The sequence below is a fragment of the Sorangium aterium genome (assembly GCF_028368935.1).
Taxonomy (GTDB): Bacteria; Myxococcota_A; Polyangia; order Polyangiales; family Polyangiaceae; genus Sorangium; species Sorangium atrum.
This window is the reverse complement of sequence record NZ_JAQNDK010000001.1, coordinates 247613-267721: the sequence shown is the minus strand read 5'-3', so window position 1 is coordinate 267721 and position 20109 is coordinate 247613. Positions and strand designations below refer to the sequence as shown.

Below are 20109 nucleotides of genomic sequence, written 5' to 3'. Positions count from 1 at the left end.
TCAATAACAGTCGACGAGTAGAAAATAAATCACGAAGGACCGAGCTCCGAGCTGTCGCTCCCGATCCTGACGTGAATTGCCGCGGTGCGGCCTCCATGTGTGAGAGCATTTATATCATTTTTTTTAAGGCAAGCCGAGGCGCGTAGTCGAGGCAAGCCCGATTGCTGGGCGAGGAGGTGTGTCGTTTCGTAACAATCCGTGGGGGTGTGTCGTTTCGTAACAATCGGTGGAAGGAATGGAAGGGCCTGTCAGCGCCGCGGCCATCGCTGAAGATCAAGTCGTCGTCTCTCTGCTCCCGGCGGGTCGCGACGAGTCAGGGTTGAGCGACCGCGACAGGACAGCATGGGCCAATCCATGGCAGCGCTGCCCGGCCGAGGCCGGTGCAGTGGAAAATTGCATGAGTCTCTGACCACGGCGTGGCATAGTGGATGCCCTTCTGCTGCCCTGGCCTGCCATGTCGAGCCCCGACGAGACCACGATTGCCCCCGGGGATGTCCTCCTCGGCAAGTATCGCGTGGAGAGCGTCCTCGGACGGGGCGCCATGGGGCTCGTCGTCGCCGCGCGCCACCTCGCCCTCGACGAGCGCGTCGCGATCAAGGTGCTGTTGCCGAAGTACGTGCGGGATCCGGAGATCCTCCAGCGCTTTCTGAGGGAGGGGCGCGCCGCCGTGCGCGTTCGCAGCCAGCACGTCGTGCGCGTCGCCGACGTCGGCACGCTCGAGAGCGGCGCGCCGTACATGGTGATGGATCACCTCGAGGGGAGGGACCTCGCCGCCGTGCTCGCGGAGAGCGGGCGCCTCGCGGTGCCCGTTGCCGTCGAGCTCGTGCTCCAGGTCTGCGAGGCGCTCGCGGAGGCGCACGCGCAAGGCATCGTCCACCGGGACGTGAAGCCGAGCAACCTGTTCGTCACGCGGAACGCGGACGGTTCGCCGTGCGTCAAGGTGCTCGACTTCGGGATCTCCAAGATGACGCACGCGGAGGACCACGCGTTGACGCGGGTGGGGGGAGTGCTCGGCTCGCCCCTCTACATGTCCCCCGAGCAGCTCCGCTCCTCGAGCGACGTCGACGGCCGCGCGGACATCTATTCGCTGGGCGTCGTCCTCTTCGAGCTGCTCACGGGGCGGACGCCGTTCTTCGCGCAGGAGCTCGCGCAGCTTGTCTACCTGGTCACGCAGGGGGAGCCGCAGCGGCCGCGCGCCCTCCGCCCGGACCTCCCGGAGCCGCTGGAGCAGGTGATCCTCGCTGCGATCGCGCGCGATCGCGATCGCCGGTTCCCGACCGTCGCGGATCTCGCGCTCGCGCTCGTGCCGTTCGCCCCGCCGCACGCGCGCGCGGCGGCCGAGCGCCTCTTCGGCGCGCTGCGCGGCGCGCTCCCGGCCGGGACCCTGACGCCCGGCGCTCCTCGCGTGGCGCCGGCGGTCACGGCGGCCGGGGCGACCCTGCCCGCGGCGACCGTGCCCCTCGACGCGGGAGCGCTCACGATCGCGCCGCTCGGTACGACGAACCGCAAGCCAGCGTCGCGCGACAGGCGCGCCGCTTCGATCGCGATCGGGATCGGGCTTGCGGTCGTGAGCGGCGGCTTGCTCCTCTGGCGCCTTCCGGACCGGGCCCCGCGCGACATCGAGCGCGAGGCCGCGTCGGCGGCCGGCCCGCAGGGCGCGGCCCCGGAGCCGCGCCCCGCGCAGCCGAGCGCCGCGCCGGACGCTGCCGTCGAGCCTGCCGCCAGCGCCGCGCCGGACGCTGCGGTCGCCGCGGCCGCCGGTGCCGCGCCGTCCAGCGCCGCTCCCCGCGCGTCGGCCGAGGGGCCGCCGCCCGAGGCGCGCGCCACCGCCCCCGCCGCGCAGAAGCCCGCGAGGCCGGGCGGCTCCGCGCAGCCGGCGAAGCGCGGCGCGCCGCAGGTGAAGCGGCCCTCCAGCACCGACCCGTTCTCGCGCGATGTCTTCTGATACCTTCGCCGACACGATGACGCTGCCGCACACGAAAAGCCGACCGAAGCGCGGGCGCGCCGCGCGCCTCTGCGCGATCGGCATCGGCCTGGCGGCGGCGATCGCGGGAGGGCGCGCGGCGAGGGCCGAGGACAAGGCGGGCGCCGTGGCGCTGTTCCGGGAGGCGGGAGCGCTCGTCGACGCTGGCCAGGCGTCGCGCGCCTGCCCCAAGTACGAGGAGAGCCTGCGCCTCTACGACAGCGTCAACACCCGCTATTTCCTCGCCGATTGCTACGAGCGCATCGGCAAGATGGCCTCCGCGTGGGCGCAGTTCCTCGAGGTCGCCGCGCGGGTGCACGCGAGCGGCGACCGCGTGAAGGAGGCGAAGGCGCGCGAGCGCGCGGCGGCCGTCCAGCCGAAGGTCTCCCGCCTCTCGGTGGTCGTCGAGGCCGCGAGCACGCCGGGCCTCGAGGTGAAGCGCGACGGCACGCCGGTCGGCCCCGGCCAGTGGGGCGTGCCCATGCCGGTCGACGCAGGGACCCACGTGATCCAGGCGAGCGCGCCGGGCAAGCGGGCCTGGACGGCGCAGGTCGAGGTGAAGCCGGGCGGCGAGACCTCGACCCTCGTCGTGCGCGCGCTGGAGGACGACCCTGCATCGAGGGACGCGGGCGGCGCGGGGGATGGGCGCCGCACGATCGCGCTCGTCACGGCAGGCGCAGGGGTCGTGGGTGTGGGCGTCGGGGCGGCGCTCGGCTTCGCGGCGAAGTCGAGGTTCGACGAGTCGCGCCCGTTCTGCAACGGCGACCGCTGCGATCGGCGCGGCATGGACATCCGCGGCAGCGCCGTGGCGCGCGCGAACGTCGCGACCGTGGTCTTCGGCGTCGGCCTCGCGGCCATCGCCGGCGGCGGCGTGCTGTGGCTCACGGCGAAGAGCTCGACCCAGGGCGTGTCGCTCGGGCTTTCGCCCGCGGTGGGCGGAGCGCTCGTACAAGGCAGCTTCTGATGCGCTTCCAGGTGCTCACGGTCGCCCTCTGCGCGTCGGTGGTGCTGAACGGGTGCGGCCTCGTCCTTGGCATCTCGCCCGGCGAGTACGACCCCGATCCGTTTGGCCTCGCTGGAGGGGCCGGGGGAGCCGGCGGCTCGGACGAGGGTAGGGGCGGCGCCGGCGGCTCGGGCGGCTCGGACGCGGAGCCCGAGCTCCCTGCCTGCACCGCGCTCCTCGACGACCTGGAGGACGGCGACGGCGCGATCGTCCGGTGCAAGGACCGCATCGGCAGCTGGTACACGTACAACGACGGCACCCGGGGCGGCACGCAGACCCCTCTGCCCGGCCGCCCGTTCGTACCGGTCGCGCCCGGGCACGGTCCGAGCGAGTACGCCGCTCACGTCGCGGGGAGCGGCTTCGTCACGAGGGGGGCCGGCATGGGGTTCGATCTGAACCTCGCCCCAGGGGGAGCGAAGCTCACCTACGACGCTTCTGCCTACTCGGGCCTGACCTTCTGGGCCAAGGCGGCAGCGCCGACGCACATCTACGTGAACTTCCCCGACCGCAACACCGATCGCGAGGGCGGCGTGTGTGAAGGCACGGGCTGCGGCGACCACTTCGGTGAAGGGATCGACATCACGACCGAGTGGGCGCAGTACACGGTCATGTTCGATATCCTCAGCACGGACGGCTGGGGTGTGCCTGCGCCCCCGGCGTTCGACGCTGCGCACGCTTACTCGATCGAGTTCCACACGGCGAAGTCGACCGTGTTCGACATGCTCGTGGACGACATCGCGTTCGTCCCGTGACGGTGATCCGACTCGGCCGTTCCCAGGTAGGTTATCGCGCCTGACAAAGCCTCCCGTCGCCAGGCGGTCGAGGGCTCAGGGCACGAAGCCCGCCCCCCACCATCCTTCACCGTCGTGGTCGTGGTCGTGCCGGCGCCGCGTCACATCGCGGTGATCGCGATGTTGTCGACGAGGACCGGATCTCCGGTCGTGACGCGGATCTGCAGGTTGTTGTCGTCCGACGGCGGGGTGAACGACGCCGAGCAGGTGGTGCTCCAGGCGCTCGAGGGCGAGAAGCTCGTCCACATCACCTGGGCGCCGCCGCTCACGACGCGGAGCTCGGCCTGGGAAGACCCGCTCGCGGTGGTCCTGCGCGCGTCGAAGCAGATCTGGTACGGCCGCCCCGCGGCCAGCGCGAGCTGGCGGTTGCGCACCGGGTAGCCCGTCGCGCTCTGCGTCACGCGAACCGCCCAGTTGGGCGCACCCGTCACCCGCCCGTCAGGGACCACCTGCGCCCGGCTCCCGTCGATGTCATTGCGCCAGTTCGTGCGCTTGTCGAAGGTGTCGAAGTTCATGACCGCGGTGCTCTTCACCACGCTCGGCGCGGACACGAGGATATCGGCGGTCCCGTACACGCCGAGCCCGAGCGTGAGCCCGTCGGACGGGGCGTTCACCTCGAGCGTGTGCATCTGCCAGCCCGAACCCACGGTGTTCGCCACGTACTCGCCCCCGACCCACGTCGCGCCGCTCTTCAGCCCCACCCACAGCGAGCTCGAGTACTGGCTCGCCTGCGTGTAGGTCATGAGCGTGATCCGGTAGCTGCCCGCGGCCAGGTTCAGCTTGCCGTGCGACAGCGCGTCGGCGTAGCCCGCGCCGGTCGTGCGGTTGATGCGCGCCCACCGGTTCGCCAGGTCGAAGGTCGCGAGCGCGGTGAGGTCCCAGAGCGCGTTGCGGCGCTGGCTGTCGAAGCCGAGGTTGTACCAGTCGCGCCGGGCCTCGCCGCGCAGCCGCTCGAGGTCGCGCTGGATGTCGAACTCCCAGTCGAGCTCCTTGTCCGCCCAGCCGTAGTAGCTGGCCGGGGTGAGGCCGAGGCTCGTGACGAGCGAGACGTTGACCGTGGGGCCCTGGGCCGCGGGGTCGAAGCTCGGGTTGATGTACCCCCAGTAGAGCAGATCGCGCATCGAGAGCGCGTTGCGGCCCCAGCACCCGGCGGAGCACGCCGTGGAGAGCGGGGCGATGATCATCTTTCCGTTCGCCGCGTTGAAATGGGGCGAGCCGCTCATGCCCCCTTCTCCCCAGACGTTCATCTCGACGCCGGTGTTCGGCGCCGAGGACGGGGTGAACCAGTGCCCCGCGCCGGTGACGCTCGTGACCTGGCCGTTCGCGAACATGCGCGTGTCGAAGGGGAGGCTGCCGTTCTGCTGGTTGTTCGCCGAGATGCTGTAGATCTGCTGTCCGACGACGGGCGGCGACACATCGAAATCGACGTAGCCGTACTTGTCGCCCGGGTTCTCGCCGGCGGCGTTCGGCCAGCAGAAGAAGAGCACGCCGTCCGTGTCGTTGAACGTCTGCTCCATCGCGTCGCACGTGAAGGCCTCCGTGTCCGACGTGGCCGTGCTGCCGTTCCGGTACGTCCGGAAGGTGATGGTCGTCGGCCCGCCCCCGCAGTGGGCCGCGCTGAAGAAGACGTTCGGGCCGATCATCACGCCGTTGCAGTAGCCGCCCAGCGACGCCTCGGCGAACTGGCTCACCGCGATGTCCGGGTTCGCGGTGTATAGGCTTGCGGCGTTGACGATCCGCTGGTTCGGGCTGAGCGTCATCTCGGCGGCGAGCGCGCTCTCGGCCTCTCCGACCGGCTCATCGTCGAGCTCATCGACGCCGGCTGTCGCGGCGCAGCCGGTGGTGATCAGGATTCCGAGGAACGGTGCGGTGCGGAAGAGGTGCTTCGACATGATCGTCTCCATGGCTCCTGCGCTCTCGCGCGGCGCCGCGGCGCTGGTGGGCTGACACGCAGCGACGCGCCTGGGTCGCTGTGCGTTCGAGGCCCGGCCAAGCAATCGACGTACCGTCCGCGAACCGCGGAATTCGCGCTGCCTTTGGCGAGTTTGTCGCGCGGCCGTCGCACCGCGCCGCGCGGGTGTGGCCTGCGCGGCCACAGCTCGATCTGCAGCCCCAGCCCGAGACATCGAGCACGACGACGGCGTCGCGACGCGAGCCGTCGAGAGGGTCAAAGAGACGAATTCACTGAGCCTGCACGTAGAGCGAGAACGGGAAGTTGCCCTCCCCGCCGACGAAGGTCGCGTCGGGGACGTCGATCACGAATTCGTGCATACCGGCGCTCGCCGCCCCCCACGGGACGATCCGGGTGTCGATCGCGTCGCCGGGGCACCAGTTGCTGAACGACTGCCACTGTGCGTCCGACCGCGGGGACCGCCCGTAGATGCCGTTGCCCTGGGTGTTGTACTTGCGAAACGGCTCGCACGACGTGCGCCCGGGCTTGTACTGCAAGGCCAGCTCGCCGTCGACGTACACGTAGTGCTCGCGGCGAATATACTCCTCGCCGCCCTCGTTGGCGCCGTGATTCGATGTGATCAATACGAGCTGCGCGTTCTGTGTGTCTGCCGGCAGCTCGAAGCGGACGGTCTTGCGGGTCGTGCCGACCTTGTCGCTGGCGCCCGTCGCGTAATTGTTGAAATCTTCGCTGATCGCGAGCGGCAACAGGACGCTGAAGTCCTGGGCCTCCTTCGTGCTGTCGGTGTACAACATCAGGGATCCGAGCTGCGTGTCATTGCGACCGGCGCAGCCGGGGACCTCGTCGTTCGCGGCGTAAGGCACGCCGAAGATGCCCAGCTCGAACCAAATATCGTGATCGGCCAGGAGGTCGGGGTCCTTCAAGATCGGTACGAGGTTGCTGGCCTCCCATTCGTAGGGGACCGTCGTCGGCTGCTTGTTCATGTCCATGAACGGCGTGACGAACCGCGCGACCTCGATCCGGTCGACCTCGCCGGGAACATAGGTCTGGGCGCCCTTGGGGACCAGCGCCAGGTTGACCGAGCCGAGTCGGTCGTAGTTGTCGCACAGCGCTCCCACGACCACGCGGACCTTCAGGGTGGTTTGGACCTTGGCGAGCAGCTCGTCGGTCAACCTGGTCGCGACCAGCGAGTTGTTGTGGCGGATCACGCCGTCCGGGATCGGTTCGTCGACCGTCTCGGCGTAGCCGTCATAGAACACGACGTTCTCCAGCACCGGGACCTCCTCGGGGTCCCGTGACGGCACGCCGCCGCTGCCTCCACTGCCGCCGCTGCCATCGCTCTCGCCAGCGCCGCCGGTGCCCGCGCTGGTCCCGGTCGCGGTGCTCGTGCTCCCGGTGCTCTCGGAGGTCCCGGTGCCTCCGCCGGCGCCCGCGTCCGAGGGCTGTTCCTCCGTGCACGCGGCGAGCAGGGCCAACGGACAGAGGCATGGGATCGCGCGACGCAGGGTGCGGCCGAAGGTCATGCGCCGCAGGTTACGCCGCCGCGCCAGCGTGGTGTAGACAAACCTGCGCAGTCGAATGAACTCGTTGGATTTGTTGATTTTTTAGATCAATCGCAGGTGCCGCCCGGGTAGTTGCCGCTCACCTCGAGGGTGGCCGTGCCGGGTTCGATTTGATCGGCGATGGCCCAGGCCTGACAGCTCGGAAGCGACGCATTGTCCATGATCGAGAGCCTTTGGACCACGGTCTCGACCGAGCCGAGCGCCGCGATGTCCGTGAGCGCCGGATTTTGCATGATCAGGAGCGAGGGGACCGAGGTCAGATTGTCGAGGCCCGAGAGGGAGACCAGTCGACCGTTGTCGCTGATGTAGATGGCTTTGGTCGCGGCCTCGATCATTTCGAGTCCGACGAGATCGCTCAGTATCGGATTTCTCATGACCCACACGGCCTCGAGGACGTGATTGTCGGGGTTGAGACCGGTGAGGCTCTGGAGATTTGCGTTGTCGTTGACGTAGAGCTCCACGTCGATCTTGGCGTTCTCGAGGCCCTCGAGGTTCGTTACGCCCGTTTCATGGATCATGACGATGCCTGCTCGCGTCAAATTGCTCAGGGTCCGGAGGGACTTGATGCTCGGCTGGTTGAGGATCAGAATGGCTCCGATGCTCGTGAGTTCCTGCAAGCCATCGATGTTCGTGAGCGAGGCGTTGCGCTGCAAACAGAGCTGGTCGAACTCGATGCCCGCGAGCGCGTCGATGTTTTCGAGAGAGTCGTTCTGGCTCACGCGAAGCAGGTCTATCTCGCTCATGTTTTGCAGGCCGGCGAGATCGCGGAGTTTGTCGTTGTCGTCGATGACCACCTCGACTCCGCGAGTGAGACCGTGGAGGCCGGCGATGCTCAGCAGCTCGCGATTCTGGCTGACGTGGAGCTGATCGCGGACCTCGGTCAGCGACGACAGGGCGTCGAGGTCCGTGAGGGAGTTATTTCTGACGATCACGAAGCTGGCGGCTCGCTCCACGCGGAGGCCGTCGAGGCTTTCGAGCGCCGGGTTGTCCATGATGGTGAGGTGTCGCGCGTCCGTGATGCCAAGGCCGTCCAGGCTCTCGAGCCGCTGATTCCCGATGAGGTCGAGGTAGTTCGATTCCTCGACGTAGAGCTCGAGGCCGTGGAGATCGAGCAGGGCGGCGTTCTCGAGGATCTTGAAGTAGCGGCCCACGTGACGAAGTCCTTGGAGGCCCGAAAGGGAGCGCAAGGCTTGGGTGTTTTTGACGGTGAGGTCGTTCGTGACCACCTGCAGTCGTTCGAGCCCGCTCAGATCCTCGAGCGAGTCGCTCGTGATCTCGACGATGTCCGCCCCGGTCAGGCACCTGAGGTGCTGGAGGTCCTCGACGGTGCCGGCGATCGCGACGTTACCCGCGCTGTGAATGAGCGGCAGCGCGTCGAGCTGCGCCTGGGTTTTCACCTCGATTGGAGCGAGATAGGCGACGGAGTCCGCGCATTCCGGATCGGTCGGCTTGCCTGGGAGGCTATCTCCTCCGCCTTCGCCGCCTCCCGTGCCACCGCCGCCGGTGGGCAGCATACCGCCGGCTCCACCCGCAACGCCGGCTCCGCCCGTGCCCGTCGCGGCGGCGTCCCCGCCGCCCGTGCCTGTGGCGGTGCTGGCGCCCGGCGGGGAGCCGCCCGTGCCCGTCGCGGCGCCGGGACCATCACCCTCTCTGGGCTCTTCGCCAATCTGGAGCTCGATCCCGCAGCCGCCGAGGAGCGGCGAAGTCGCCGCGAGCGAGGCGAGAAGGAAGAGGTTCGCGGCGCGCCGCGGGAACGAGGCGCGCGAGGAAAAGCGACTCGACATGGGGGTTCTCCGTCGAAAGGACCGCATCGTGCGGTCACCTGGTACGTGGAGAGATCGGCTCAATCTTTTGGAGAGGATTCCTCGAGGCCGAGCGATTCGAGCCTGCCGCGGTACGCGGAGCCGGGGAACCGCTCGAGCAGGCTCGCGGCGCGGGCGCGCGCCTCGGCCGCGCGGCCGAGGGCGAGCAGGGCGCGGATGGCGATGATCTCGCGCTCTTGAGCGAGCGCGCCGGTGGGGAAGCGCCGCGCGTGCTCGACCGTGAGCGCGAAGGACGAACCAGCGTCGGCGGCGAGCGCGTCCTGCGCGCGATGGAGCAGCTGGACCTCGGTCTCGGCGGCGCCGGCGGAAGGCGGGCTCGCGCTCGCGGGGGCGTCGCCGCTCGGCGCGCCCGGCGAGGGGATCGCCGCCCCGCCGGCGCGCGGCGCGGCGGTGCTCGCGCGCGGGAGGAGCTCGTCGCGCGGCGCGGTCGCGCTCGAGGGCGCACGCGCTGCGCCGCGGCCGGCCTCCGATCCGGCGTGTCCGGCGCCGTCGTGTCCGGCGCCGTCGAAGCCGGGCTCCGCGAGCCGCGGGGGGGTCGGCGTGGGCGCGGCGGCGCTCGGCCCGGAGGCGGTCGCGATGGCGCTGGGCGCGGCGTCGCGCGGCGCCGTGGCGGTGTCGCGCCACCACACGCCCCCCACGACGCCTAGGCCGAGGAGCGCGCCGAGGAGCGCGCTGGAGGCCACGGAAGGCCCCGCGGCGGCCGCGGTGAGGTGCCCGGGCGCGGGTGGAGGCGGCGGGGGCGGCGAGGCGCCCGGCGGCGAGGCGCCCGGAGGCGGGAGCGGCCCGAGCGGGAGGCGCGCGGCGAGGCGGGCGAGGTCGGAAGGCCCGGGGAGCTCGCGCCGACCCGCGCGCAGGACGGCGCGCACGGCGTCGGTCGTGTCCGAGGACGCATCGACGAGCCGCGGCGGATCCTTCGGTTTGCTCAAGGCATCCTCCTCCCGGCCGTGGCGCGCCGCAGGGCGGCCTCGACCACGCGGCGCGCCGCGTAGAGCCGCGCGTACGCCGTCTGGAGCGGGCAGCCCACCGCCTCGGCGACCTCCGTCATCGGCAGCTCCTCCAGCTCGAACAGCACGAACACAGCGCGCTTGTCGTCGTCCAGCGTCTGGACGCACGCGTCGAGGAGCGCGCGCGCCTCACGGTCCTCGAGCGCCCCGTGCTGGTCCTCGTGCGCTTCCTGGTCGGGCAGCTCGGCGCGCGCGGACTCGCGGCGCCGGTGGGCGCGCTTGCGGTAGTCGGCCGCGACCCGGATGCAGATGCCGTAGATCCAGGTTTGGACCGACGATCGCCTCTCGAAGCTCGCGAGGCGCCGGTGGACGATCATGAAGACCTCCTGGCAGACGTCCTCCGCGTCGGCCTCATGGACGCCGAGCCGCCGCAGCGCGCGCCAGACGAACGGCGCGTGTTCGAAGAAGAGCTGCTCGAAGGACGGGACCGGGCCTCCCGGCGCGGAGATCGCGCGCGGCCGGCGTTCGCGCGCGGTGGCGAGCAGGGACATGCGCTGGGGTGAGTGGACGCGCGGCGGACGCGTTTTGAAAGAATCGACGCGGCCCGGTCACGGCAGCTCGAGGCCGAGGCCGAGGTCCAGGATCGCCGATACCGGCGACACCTGGAAGATCTCGCGCCGCGCCCCCGCCGCATCGGTGTAAAAATAGGCGTCCTGCACGGTCGGCACCGCGATCCCGAGCCCGACGGCCCCGAACAGCGGCCCCACGAAGCGCCGCCGCACGCGCGTGTCGAGGCTCAGATCGAACACGAGCCGCTCGTGGCGGAACCTGCTCGGCACCGCGAGCCCCTCGACGCGCAGCGATCCGAGCATCGCGCCAGCGCAGCCCGAGAGCGCCGTCCTGCCGCGCGCGATCTCGATGGGGCACACGGACAGCCTCCCGTAGGCGAGCGAGAACGCCGGCGATCCGGGCGCCTCGCGGACGTCCGGGCTCGCCCACAGCGCGCCGCCCAGCTCGAAGCCCGGCCCGCGCGGCGGCGTCGCGTGCGCGCGCACCCCGACCCCCACGCCCGCGGGCCCGGGCACGAGCCCGAGCCCGCCCACGGCCTCCACCGCGCCTCCCACCCGCCAGGAAGCGCTCGGCGCCGCTGGCGCAGGCGGACACGCCGGAAGCGGGGCAGCCGCCTTTGCGGTAGGGGGCAGCGGGGCGGGCCGCTCCGCCGGGGGCAGCGGGGCGGGCCGCTCCGCCGCGCCCGCGCCCGGCGCTCCCCCGCCGGCGCTCGCGGCCGGGCTGCCGGCGGCGCGGGGGAGCACGAGCGAGGCGTCGGGGTCGACGAGCAACGCGATCACGAGCTCGAGCCGATCGTCGATCGCCCGACAATCGACCTGATCGGCCTCGATCTCCCGCGACCCGATCGCCGTCCCACCCGCGTCGAACACCCGGATCGTCGCCTGCCAGCCGCCGGCCTCCTGCGAGCGCTCGATCCGCCCCTCGATGGCCACCTCGCCGAGGGTGGGCGGCACGAACGCGACCCGCCCGAGCCGCCGCTCCACGGCGAGCGCGAGCGCCCGCGCGTCGATGCACGCCTCGGCCCCGGGCATCCGCACCCACGCGAGCGATGAGGTGCGCGGTCCCGCATCGGCAGGACGATCGAAGGTGCCCAGCGCGGCCCCGACGAGGAGCGCGAGCGCCGCGGATCTCATGTCAGGATCTCGACATACCCGTCCGTTCCATGCACGCGGATGCGTTGTCCATCCCGGATCAACCTGGTTGCATTCTCCACGCCGACGACGGCCGGCAAGCCGTATTCCCGGGCGATCACCGCGCCATGGGTCATCAGGCCCCCCACCTCGGTCACGAGGCCCTTGATGGACACGAACAAGGGCGTCCAGCTGGGGTCGGTGAAGGGGGTGACCAGGATGTCCCCCGGATCCAGCTCCGCGTCGGCCATGTCCAGGAGGACGCGGGCTCGTCCCTCGACGACGCCCGACGAGACCGCCAGGCCGACGATGGCTCCAGCGGGGAGATCGGCTCGTTTGTGCGCAGCTGCCACGACCTCCCCGTCGGACGTGATGACGAGCGGCGGCGACAGCTTCTTGTGGAGCGCGTGTTCCGCTCTCCGTTTGCCGACGAGCTGGTCGTCCAGCCGATGGGTGCGCACGACCTCGCGGAGCTCGTCGAACGTGAGGTAGTAGATGTCTTCGGCGTCGTGGATCACGCCGGCCTGCACGAGCCGCTCGGCTTCTCGCAGCAAGGCCTGCTTGTAAACGAAGTAGCGATTGACGAGGCCGTACTTAGGATACTCGCGATAGCCGATGAAGCTCCGGAGCCGGTCGATCATCCGCTGGGCCTCGCTGGCCTTCTGCTCCCCGTCCGGCAGTTGCCTCAGCCGGTCGAGCAGCGCTCGCGCTCGCTGCGAGGCCTCCTGGCGCCCCCGCTCGAACCTCCGCTCGCCGGCGCGAGGCTCGAAGTTCTTGATGTTGCTCAGGATCAAGGGGACCAGGGTCGCTGGCTCCTCGCTCCAGCGGGGCCTCGTGATGTCGATTTCCCCCGCACATCGCATACCGTATTTGTCGAGGTAAGCCTGGATGGCGTCCCGGGCTTCCTTGCCGCCGTCGAGCCCGACCAGCTCCTCCAGGAAGCCATCGTGCTTCACGTTCTGCAGATGAGCGACAACGTCCGGATAAGGACGGATCACGTCGGCGACATCCAGGAGCGCCAGGCCCATCTCCGACGTGATGTTGTTCGACACGGACTGGGAGAGCGTATCCGCGACGCTCTTCTCGCCGAGCCACGCCATCATCTTCTCGTTGATCCACGATGAAGCGTTCATGCCCGCCATGATCACGCCCATGCTCTGCGGACCGAACATGGCCACGCTCCGTCGCTGGATGTCCTCCTGGATGAAGTCGAACAACGCCGTTCCGGTCTTGGTCCGGATGTCGCGCTTCAGCTCCGCCAGCGCGGCCTGGGTGCGCTCGATCAGCTCCGCGACGATCGCCGGGTCGTCATCGACCTGCGCGTCGAAGCGCCCCGGCGCCTGGTTGCCCTGGCCGGGGCGCGAGCCCGTCGGCTCGTCGGGCAAGGGCTCGATGAAGTCTCCCCGCTCGATGATCGTCGAGAGGGCGTCCCTGAGGGGCGGATGGGAGCGCCCAAGGAGATCCAGGAGGGCGTCGCGGCTGGCCGGTGAGGCCAGCTGCTTCGTGGGATCGACGAACAACCTGCCGCCCGCCGCGAGCATGCGGCCACCCGAGGTCAGCTGGAACAAGGACAGCCCCAGGGGCTTCATCGCGTCGGTCATCATCTGTTGATGGCCGACGGAGATGTAGACGTGGTTGCCTCGATCACCGGCTTCGGGGATGGGGTACAGGGTCGTGATCGGCCGGCTCTGGACGATGTGGAGCTCCTCCTCGACCAGGCACCACTCGATGTCCTGCGGGTGGCCGAAATGCCCTTCGATCTGCCGGCCCAGGCGCTCGAGCCGCAGGATCTGCGCGTCCGTCAGCACCTGCCCGTCCTGCCGCTCGGGCTCGATCGCCCGCTCTTCGGTGCCGCCCTCCTCCAGGGCACGCGTGGCCAGCGTCTTTCTGGCGATCGCCTTCTCGATGATCTGGCCGTTCCGCACCTTGTAGCGATCGGCGCTCGCCAGGCCGGCGACGAGGGCCTCCCCCAGGCCGAAGCCCGCCTCGATCGACGACACCTTCCGGTTCGAGGTGACGGGATCGGCCGTGAAGACGATCCCGGCCGCCTGCGGGAAGACCATCTTCTGCACCACCACCGCCATGTGGACCTTGCGGTGATCGAAGCCGTGCTGGATCCGGTAAATCACCGCCCGCTCGGTGAAGAGCGATGCCCAGCACCGGCGGACGTGCTGCAGGATCGCCTGCGTCCCGATGACGTTCAGGTACGTATCCTGCTGGCCCGCGAAGGAAGCCCCCGGCAGATCCTCCGCCGTCGCGCTGGACCGTACGGCGTAGGCGTCGCCCGCGCCGAGCCTCGAAAGAACCCGGGTGAGCGCCTCTTGCAGGTCCTCGGGGATGGCCGTCCCTTCGATGATCCCGCGCAGCTCGCCGCTGAGCTCCCGGATCCCGTCCCGGTCCTCCGCCGCGAGCGACGACAGCCGATCGAGCAACCCGTCGATCGACGGCGCTCCTCCCATGATCCGCTGGAAGGCCTCGGTCGTGACGCAAAAGCCAGGGGGCACGCGGATCCCCTCGATCCTGGAGAGCTCCCCCAGGTTCGCGCCCTTCCCCCCGACCAAACTGGCCTTCGTTCGATCGACCTCCTGGAGACCAAGCACAAAGGTCCGCATCCGTTCACCTCCATCTGAGCGTCAGCAGCTCGTTCGCCTCGACGGATCGTCACGCCCCCTCCGCCGAAGCGCGCCACTATAACGCGAACCTGGATGGGCTCTACCGGACGAAACCCCGGGATGGCGACCTCTTCGGGTCGGGGGAGGCATCCATGCTTCCGGTGGCTCGACGCGCGCAGTAGCATCGCCCCGGAGGAAACCCCTCGGATGCGCTGCACCCTCTGTCACCGCAGGATCGGTGTCGTCGCGGGGTGCCCCCTGCACGGCGGCACGGCCGCGAGCGCCGCGAAGGAAGAGCCCGGGGCGGGGGAGGTCGTGCCCCGGGTCCCGGGGTTCGATGGGCTCCGCCTCCTCGACGAGGGCGGCTTCGCCCGCGTGTTCGCGGCCTCGCGGCGCGAGGACGGCCTCGCGGTGGCGCTCAAGATCGCGCGCCATCGAGGCGATCCGCGGTTCTCGCGCGAGGCGGCGGCGCTCCGCCGGGTCGGTCCGCCCGCGGTGCCGCGGCTGCTCGGGGAAGGCGAGATGGAAGGAGGTTTTCCTTATCTCGTGCTCGAGCTCCTCGACGGCGAGACGCTGGCGCGATGGATGGAGGCGCTCCCCGGGGCGGGCGCCGCCGCGCCGGCGGAGGCCATGCGGCTCGTCGACGCGATCGGCGCCGCGGTCGACACGGTGCACGCGGCCGGCGTCGTGCACCGGGATCTGAAGCCGGAGAACGTGATGCTGCGGCGGATGGAGGGGCCGGAGGTCGCGCTCCTCGATCTCGGGCTCGCGCGGTCGGGGGCGAACGGCGCGGTGGAGGAGGGGAGCGAGGTCACGCACACGGGGCTCCGGCTCGGCAGCGTGCTGTACATGGCCCCGGAGCAGTGCCTCGACGCGCGCGACGTCGACGGCCGCGCGGACCTGTACGCGCTCGGGATCGTCGCCTTCGAGCTGCTCACAGGGCGGCCGCCCTTCGCCGGGGACGCGTCGGCTGTCGTGCACGCGCACGTCTCCCAGCGCCCGCCCCGGCCGTCGGAGATCGCGCCCGTGCCCCGGGGCGCCGACGAGGTGCTGCTGCGCGCGCTGGCCAAGGCGCGCGAGGAGCGCTTCGGGTCGGCGCGCGCCTTCTGCGAGGCGCTGCGGGCGGCGCTCGAGGCCGTCACGGCCCCCTCGCCGCGCCACGCGGTCGATCCGGGGAGCGAGGGAGCCGCCTCGCCCCTCCAGGGCGCCGCGGCGAGCGGACGCGCCCCGCCGCGGCGGAGCCCCGTCGCGCTCGTCGCGGTGCGCGGCAACGCGCCGATGGACCGCGTCGTCGGCGTCGCAGCCCCCTTCGGTGGGCGGCTCGCCAGGGTGCAGGACGGCCTCTACGTCATCGCCTTTCCCGGGCCGGCCCGCCAGCGCGCGCGCGCCGCTTTCCAGGCGGCCCAGCGGCTCGTCGCGTCGCTGGACGACGTGACCTCGGCGGCGGTGCACGTCGCCGAGCTCCACGCGCGCGAGGGCGCGGGCGGTATGATGTTCGCCGGGGCCGCGCTCGCGCGGCCCGCCGACTTCTGGCCTCCGGGCGCGCCGGATCCGGTGGTGGTCACCCCCGAGGCCGCCGCCCTCCTCGACGAGGGCGCCGAGGCCGCCAAGGAGGGCGCCGAGGCTTCGCCGAGCGCGAGCTCCGCCGCGCTGGACACCCCGGCGCCCGCGCTGCCGCTCCGCGGGCGGGACGATCTCGTCGCCGAGATCGTCGCGCACGCGCGCGGGGCGTTTCGCGACGGCGTGCCGCTCCTCTTCACGCTGCTCGGCGAGGTCGGCCACGGCAAGACGCGCCTCTGCGAGGCGGTGACCGCGGCGCTCTCCGCCGAGCCGGGCGCGCGCGCGATCGCGGTCGCAGCGAGGCCGCCCGACCTCGCCGAGCCGGCCGGGCTCGCCCGCGCGCTGCTCCGCGCCTGCCTCGACGTCGACCCCAGCGCGGCGGCGGACTCCCTGCGCGACGCCTGCGTCGCGCGGCTCGGCCCCGAGCTCGGCCTCGCCTCGTGGCCCGCCGTCGCGTTCGCGCTCGACGCCCTGCCCGAGACCGAGCCCGCCGTCGCCGCCATGCTCGCCGCGCCCGGCGCGCTCCGCCAGACGCTCGCCCGGGCCGCCGGCGAGGCGCTCCAGCGGCTCGCGCGGGAGCGCCCGCTCGCGCTGGTCGTCGACGACGCGCAGTGGGGCGACCAGGGCGGCCTCGACGCGATCGAGATCGCGACCCTCGCGGGCGCGCGCGCGCCGCTCGCCGTCATCGTGGCGGCGCACCCCGCGCTGGCCGCCGCGCGCCCGCTCCTCGGCGAGCGGGCGGCGCGCGCCCGGCAACGGACGCTCCCTCCGCTGGACGCCGACGCCGCGCGCGCGTTGCTCCTCGACCGGCTGCACCCGGTCGAGTTCGCGCCGGAGCCGGTCGTCGCGAGCCTGCTCGGCGCCGCGCAGGGGGTCCCGCTCTTCGTCGTCGACCTGGCCGCCGCGCTCCGGCAGGCGGGCGCCATCAGGAAGGCGCGCGGCGGCCCGGGGTGGTACCTCGCCGGCGACGAGATCGCGCGGGGCGAGGCCGCGCCGGTCATGAGCGGCCTCGCGAGGCGCGCGCTCGCCGGCTTACCGCCGCCGCTCGCCGAGCTCGCGGAGGTGTGCGCCCTCGCGGGTGACGAGCTCGCGATCGACGAGATCGGGAGGCTCCTCGACGAAGCGGCGCGCGAGCGCGCGGTCGACGCGTGCGCGGAGCTCGACCCCGGCGTCGGCCTGTCGCGGCTCCTGCGCCGCGGATTGCTGCGCGCCGCGGACGGGGGGCGGCTCGCGTTCGCGCACCCGCTGCTCCGCCGGGCGATCGAGGCGGAGGTGCCCGCGGCGAAGCGGCGGCGGCTGCACGGGATCGCGCTCCGGGGGCTGCTTGCGGCGCCCAGGGAGGGCGGCGCGGCGCTCGCCAGGATCGCGCGCCACGCGGCGGCGGCGGGCGCGCACGCCGAGGCGGCGGCGGCTTGCTTCGAGCTCGCCGAGGAGGCGCGGCGGCGGCACCTCTACGTCGACGCCGAGCGGCACTACACAGCGGCCCTCGCGGCGCTCGCAGAGACCGAGCGCGCGGGCGCGGCGCCTGCGGAGGCCGCGGCGGCGCTCCGAGGCCGCGTGAGCCGGGGCGCGGCCCTCGCGGGCCGGGGCAAGGTTCGTTACCGCATCCAGCGCTTCGACGACGCCGCGGACGACCTCCGCGGCGCGCGGGCCATCGCCGAGGCTTCCGGGGACGACGCCACGGTCGCCGATCTGCTCCTCGAAGAGGCGACCATCCTGGACTGGTGCGACGACTTCGCCGGCTCGCAGGTCCTCGTGGACCGCGCGGCGCCCCTCCTGGAGCAGCGCGCGGATCCCGGCCTCGACGTGCGCTGCGACGTGGCCCTCGGCCGCGGGCACTTCCGCCGGCAAGAGCTCGAGGACGCCATCGCGCGCCTCGCGCCCGCGGCGAGGCGCGCCGAGGCGCTCGGCGACCACGAGAGCCAGGTGATCGCCCTGCTGCTGCTCGCGCCCGCGCTGGTCTACGCCGGCCGGTTCGAGGAGGCCGAGGCCCGGTTCGACGAGATCATCGCGCGCTGCGAGCGCGTGGGCGACCGCCTGCACCTCGGCGGCGCCTACCAGAACCGGCTGACGATCCGGCTGATGCGCGAGGACCCGGAGGGCGCCGTGAACGACCTCAGGACCGCGGTCGCGCTGGCGCGCGAGCTCGGCAACGCGTACCTCGAGCGCGGCCCGGCCCATAACCTCGCCGAGCTGCTCTACTGGGGCGGCGAGCTCGCCGAGGCGCTGCCCCTCGCGCTCCGCGCCCTCGAGCTCCAGCAGCGGTTCTTCGAGGCGAGCGCCATGCCGGACTACGCGCTTCTCGTCGCGCGGATCCAGTGCGCGCGCGGCGAGCTCGCCGAGGCGAGGCGCCACCTCGACTGGGTGCGGACCCGCTGCGATCTCGGCGCCGCCCCGCCGGTCACGCGGGTCCTGGTCCGCCTGTGCGCGCAGGTCGTGGAGGGCGCGGGCGCGCCGGCGGAGGCGTGGGCGGCGCTCGTCGCCGAGGTGCGGGAGGCCGCGCTCCTCAGCGAGCACATCGAGGTCCTCTGCTTCGCCGCGGCCGCCGCGCTGGAGAGCGGCAGGCGCGAGGACGCCCGCGGCTTCCTCGGAGAGGCGACGCAGAAGACCTGGGGAACACGGTTCTGGAAGGGGCGGCTCTCGCGCCTCTCGGCGCAGCTCGACGGGCACGAGCTCCCGTGAGCGGCCGCCCGACGACCTCTGTCGCCGCCCAGGCGACAGGCCCCCGCCGGCTGTCGCGGCGCGCGCCACATCGCGCCCGGCCCACGGAGAGGAGAGCCCGCGTTCCCGGGGCCGATCGGCGTGGCGCGAGGCGTGCTTTGACGTGGACGTGCAGCTGACGTGTCCAAGACCTGCTTTAGACGTGCTTCCGACTCGATGACCGGAAAGGGGCAACGATGAATCGACGAACGGCTTGTCTCGGAGTGGCCACCCTGTCGCTGACCGCGGGCATCGTGCTCGCGGCCAGCGCCACGAGCGCGAACAGCGCGGTCCCCGTGCCGCTCATGGTGATCGCCAACCACCTGACGCTCGACCACCTGGGCCACAACCTGCTGACGACCAACCGGCAGAGCCTCCTGGCGCTCGACCGCAATCCGCTGACGACCGCGTCGTTCGCCGCCGGCCCCCTCCATGACGCCCTGCTCGACCCCTGGGCGCGCGATGTGATGAAGGATCTCGTCGCGTGTGCCCTCGCCACGAAACAGCGCGTCGAGTGGACCCCGCCGGCGTACGAGGGAGCATGGGCCCCGACGGCGGAGGAGCGCGCTGCGCGCGCGCAGCCCGACAGCCCTCTCTCTTATTCCGGATCCATGGGGCTCTGCCCTGCGTGGGCTGATCCGCTGTGGCCCGAGCGGGACAAGGCGCATAACGCCACGAGGGCGAGCTGCCAGGAGCTGGTCTCGGCCTGCCTGCTCGCCAAGAACAACGCCTTCGGCGTGCGGGTCAATATCTCGGCTCGCGGACGTGTGCCCTCGGACAAGCCAGGGACGACCAGGATGCTCCAGGTGGATGCGGCGGAGAAGACGAATTATCCCTGGCGGGAGGGCGCGTTCTTCGGCAACATCTTCAATGCGAGCGCGCTCAACACGGATTTCGAGGTCACGTTGGTCGCGGGCAAGATCGTCCGACCGAGCCTGACCACAGCGCACCTCGACGATATGATCTACAAGGAGGCGTTCGTCTGTCATCCGCAAGAGCACGCCGCGGGCCCGCAGTACGACGACACCATTTACATGCAGCGGCGCGTGTGTGCCAGATCCACGGGGGGAGGTCAGCCGGGGTGCCTCGCGAAGCATGTCGGCGCGTGCCAGAGCTACGCGGCTAGCGTGCCCGGGGCTGCAGAGATGGGGCGCGCAAACGTCTGCGAGGGAGCGCCGGTCGACGGGACGTACACGGGCCCCTGCACCGGCGAAGCCGGCGACGCCAAGCGGTGGATGAACCCCGTGACCGTGTACCTGCGCCAGCCGTGTGATGTCTTCGGCCCCAAGGGGTGCCAGGAGCTCAACGAGAACGGCTCGGGCCCGGTCGCCGTTCGCCAGCCGCCCGTCATCGCCAGGCAGCCGCCGGATCCCATCATTCGCGTCCCCAAGGGGGACCCTCCTCCCATGGATGGTCTTCCCGCCCAGCGCAAGGCCGTTCCGACGCAGCTCAGCGGGCCGAAGAAGCCGTGAGATTGCCGTCCGGCGGTCGCCCGGCCGGAGCCGCGCTCCGAAGCGCCACCGTGGGGCTTGCGCTCTC

General features: G+C 71.7%; 12 protein-coding genes. 5 read left to right on the top strand and 7 right to left on the bottom strand.

Annotated elements, in window-relative coordinates; genetic code table 11:
* The first annotated feature begins 454 nt into the window (after nucleotides 1-454).
* From POL72_RS00820 to POL72_RS00810, 3 genes are read left to right on the top strand one after another with little or no spacing between them, the layout of a single operon-like run.
* On the top strand, nucleotides 455-1945 hold the full coding sequence (locus POL72_RS00820; protein WP_272092969.1) for a serine/threonine-protein kinase: 1491 nt from the start codon (nucleotides 455-457) through the stop codon (nucleotides 1943-1945).
* Nucleotides 1935-2927, top strand: coding sequence for a hypothetical protein (locus POL72_RS00815; protein WP_272092968.1), 993 nt, complete (start codon nucleotides 1935-1937; stop codon nucleotides 2925-2927). Before POL72_RS00820 ends, POL72_RS00815 begins: the two co-directional genes overlap by 11 nt.
* On the top strand, nucleotides 2927-3718 hold the full coding sequence (locus POL72_RS00810; protein WP_272092967.1) for a hypothetical protein: 792 nt from the start codon (nucleotides 2927-2929) through the stop codon (nucleotides 3716-3718). Before POL72_RS00815 ends, POL72_RS00810 begins: the two co-directional genes overlap by 1 nt.
* Before the next feature lie 140 nt (nucleotides 3719-3858).
* On the opposite strand, the gene POL72_RS00805 is transcribed toward POL72_RS00810, so the two are convergent.
* The 7 genes from POL72_RS00805 to rph all read right to left on the bottom strand — a co-directional run bounded on the left by POL72_RS00805 (nucleotide 3859) and on the right by rph (nucleotide 14310).
* Nucleotides 3859-5649 (bottom strand): trypsin-like serine peptidase, encoded by a 1791-nt coding sequence (locus POL72_RS00805; RefSeq protein WP_272092966.1) that lies wholly within the window; start codon nucleotides 5647-5649, stop codon nucleotides 3859-3861.
* A gap of 289 nt (nucleotides 5650-5938) precedes the next feature.
* A complete protein-coding gene (locus POL72_RS00800) occupies nucleotides 5939-7192 on the bottom strand; it encodes a peptide-N-glycosidase F-related protein (protein WP_272092965.1) in 1254 nt (417 codons plus the stop codon).
* Between the two features lie 86 nt (nucleotides 7193-7278).
* Entirely contained in the window at nucleotides 7279-8457 is a 1179-nt protein-coding gene (locus POL72_RS00795) for a hypothetical protein (RefSeq protein ID WP_272092964.1), read from the bottom strand.
* Nucleotides 8458-9074: 617 nt separating this feature from the next.
* Nucleotides 9075-9980, bottom strand: a complete 906-nt coding sequence (locus POL72_RS00790) for a hypothetical protein (protein WP_272092963.1) — start codon at nucleotides 9978-9980, stop codon at nucleotides 9075-9077.
* The gene (locus POL72_RS00785; protein WP_272092962.1) at nucleotides 9977-10549 is read right to left on the bottom strand and encodes an RNA polymerase sigma factor; all 573 of its coding nucleotides are present in this window, start codon (nucleotides 10547-10549) and stop codon (nucleotides 9977-9979) included. The genes POL72_RS00790 and POL72_RS00785 overlap by 4 nt, the downstream gene beginning before the upstream one ends.
* A gap of 57 nt (nucleotides 10550-10606) precedes the next feature.
* Entirely contained in the window at nucleotides 10607-11701 is a 1095-nt protein-coding gene (locus tag POL72_RS00780) for a hypothetical protein (RefSeq protein ID WP_272092961.1), read from the bottom strand.
* Entirely contained in the window at nucleotides 11698-14310 is a 2613-nt protein-coding gene (gene rph, locus POL72_RS00775; RefSeq protein ID WP_272092960.1) for a rifamycin-inactivating phosphotransferase, read from the bottom strand. Before rph ends, POL72_RS00780 begins: the two co-directional genes overlap by 4 nt.
* A 207-nt stretch (nucleotides 14311-14517) precedes the next feature.
* Here rph and POL72_RS00770 point away from each other — a divergent pair, with 207 nt between their 5' ends.
* Both POL72_RS00770 and POL72_RS00765 read left to right on the top strand, forming a co-directional pair.
* Nucleotides 14518-18552 (top strand): serine/threonine-protein kinase, encoded by a 4035-nt coding sequence (locus POL72_RS00770; protein ID WP_272092959.1) that lies wholly within the window; start codon nucleotides 14518-14520, stop codon nucleotides 18550-18552.
* Nucleotides 18553-18767: 215 nt separating this feature from the next.
* Nucleotides 18768-20042: a hypothetical protein gene (locus POL72_RS00765; protein ID WP_272092958.1), complete on the top strand. Its 1275-nt coding sequence runs from the start codon at nucleotides 18768-18770 to the stop codon at nucleotides 20040-20042.
* Nucleotides 20043-20109: the final 67 nt, after the last annotated feature.

Excerpts from the sequence above, each read along its gene's own strand:
- POL72_RS00820 (WP_272092969.1), top strand. The coding sequence starts at position 455 with ATGTCGAGCCCCGACGAGACCACGATTGCCCCCGGGGATGTCCTCCTC.
- POL72_RS00815 (WP_272092968.1), top strand. The coding sequence starts at position 1,935 with ATGTCTTCTGATACCTTCGCCGACACGATGACGCTGCCGCACACGAAA.
- POL72_RS00810 (WP_272092967.1), top strand. The coding sequence starts at position 2,927 with ATGCGCTTCCAGGTGCTCACGGTCGCCCTCTGCGCGTCGGTGGTGCTG.
- POL72_RS00805 (WP_272092966.1), bottom strand. The coding sequence starts at position 5,649 with ATGTCGAAGCACCTCTTCCGCACCGCACCGTTCCTCGGAATCCTGATC.
- POL72_RS00800 (WP_272092965.1), bottom strand. The coding sequence starts at position 7,192 with ATGACCTTCGGCCGCACCCTGCGTCGCGCGATCCCATGCCTCTGTCCG.
- POL72_RS00785 (WP_272092962.1), bottom strand. The coding sequence starts at position 10,549 with ATGTCCCTGCTCGCCACCGCGCGCGAACGCCGGCCGCGCGCGATCTCC.
- POL72_RS00780 (WP_272092961.1), bottom strand. The coding sequence starts at position 11,701 with ATGAGATCCGCGGCGCTCGCGCTCCTCGTCGGGGCCGCGCTGGGCACC.
- rph (WP_272092960.1), bottom strand. The coding sequence starts at position 14,310 with ATGCGGACCTTTGTGCTTGGTCTCCAGGAGGTCGATCGAACGAAGGCC.
- POL72_RS00770 (WP_272092959.1), top strand. The coding sequence starts at position 14,518 with ATGCGCTGCACCCTCTGTCACCGCAGGATCGGTGTCGTCGCGGGGTGC.
- POL72_RS00765 (WP_272092958.1), top strand. The coding sequence starts at position 18,768 with ATGAATCGACGAACGGCTTGTCTCGGAGTGGCCACCCTGTCGCTGACC.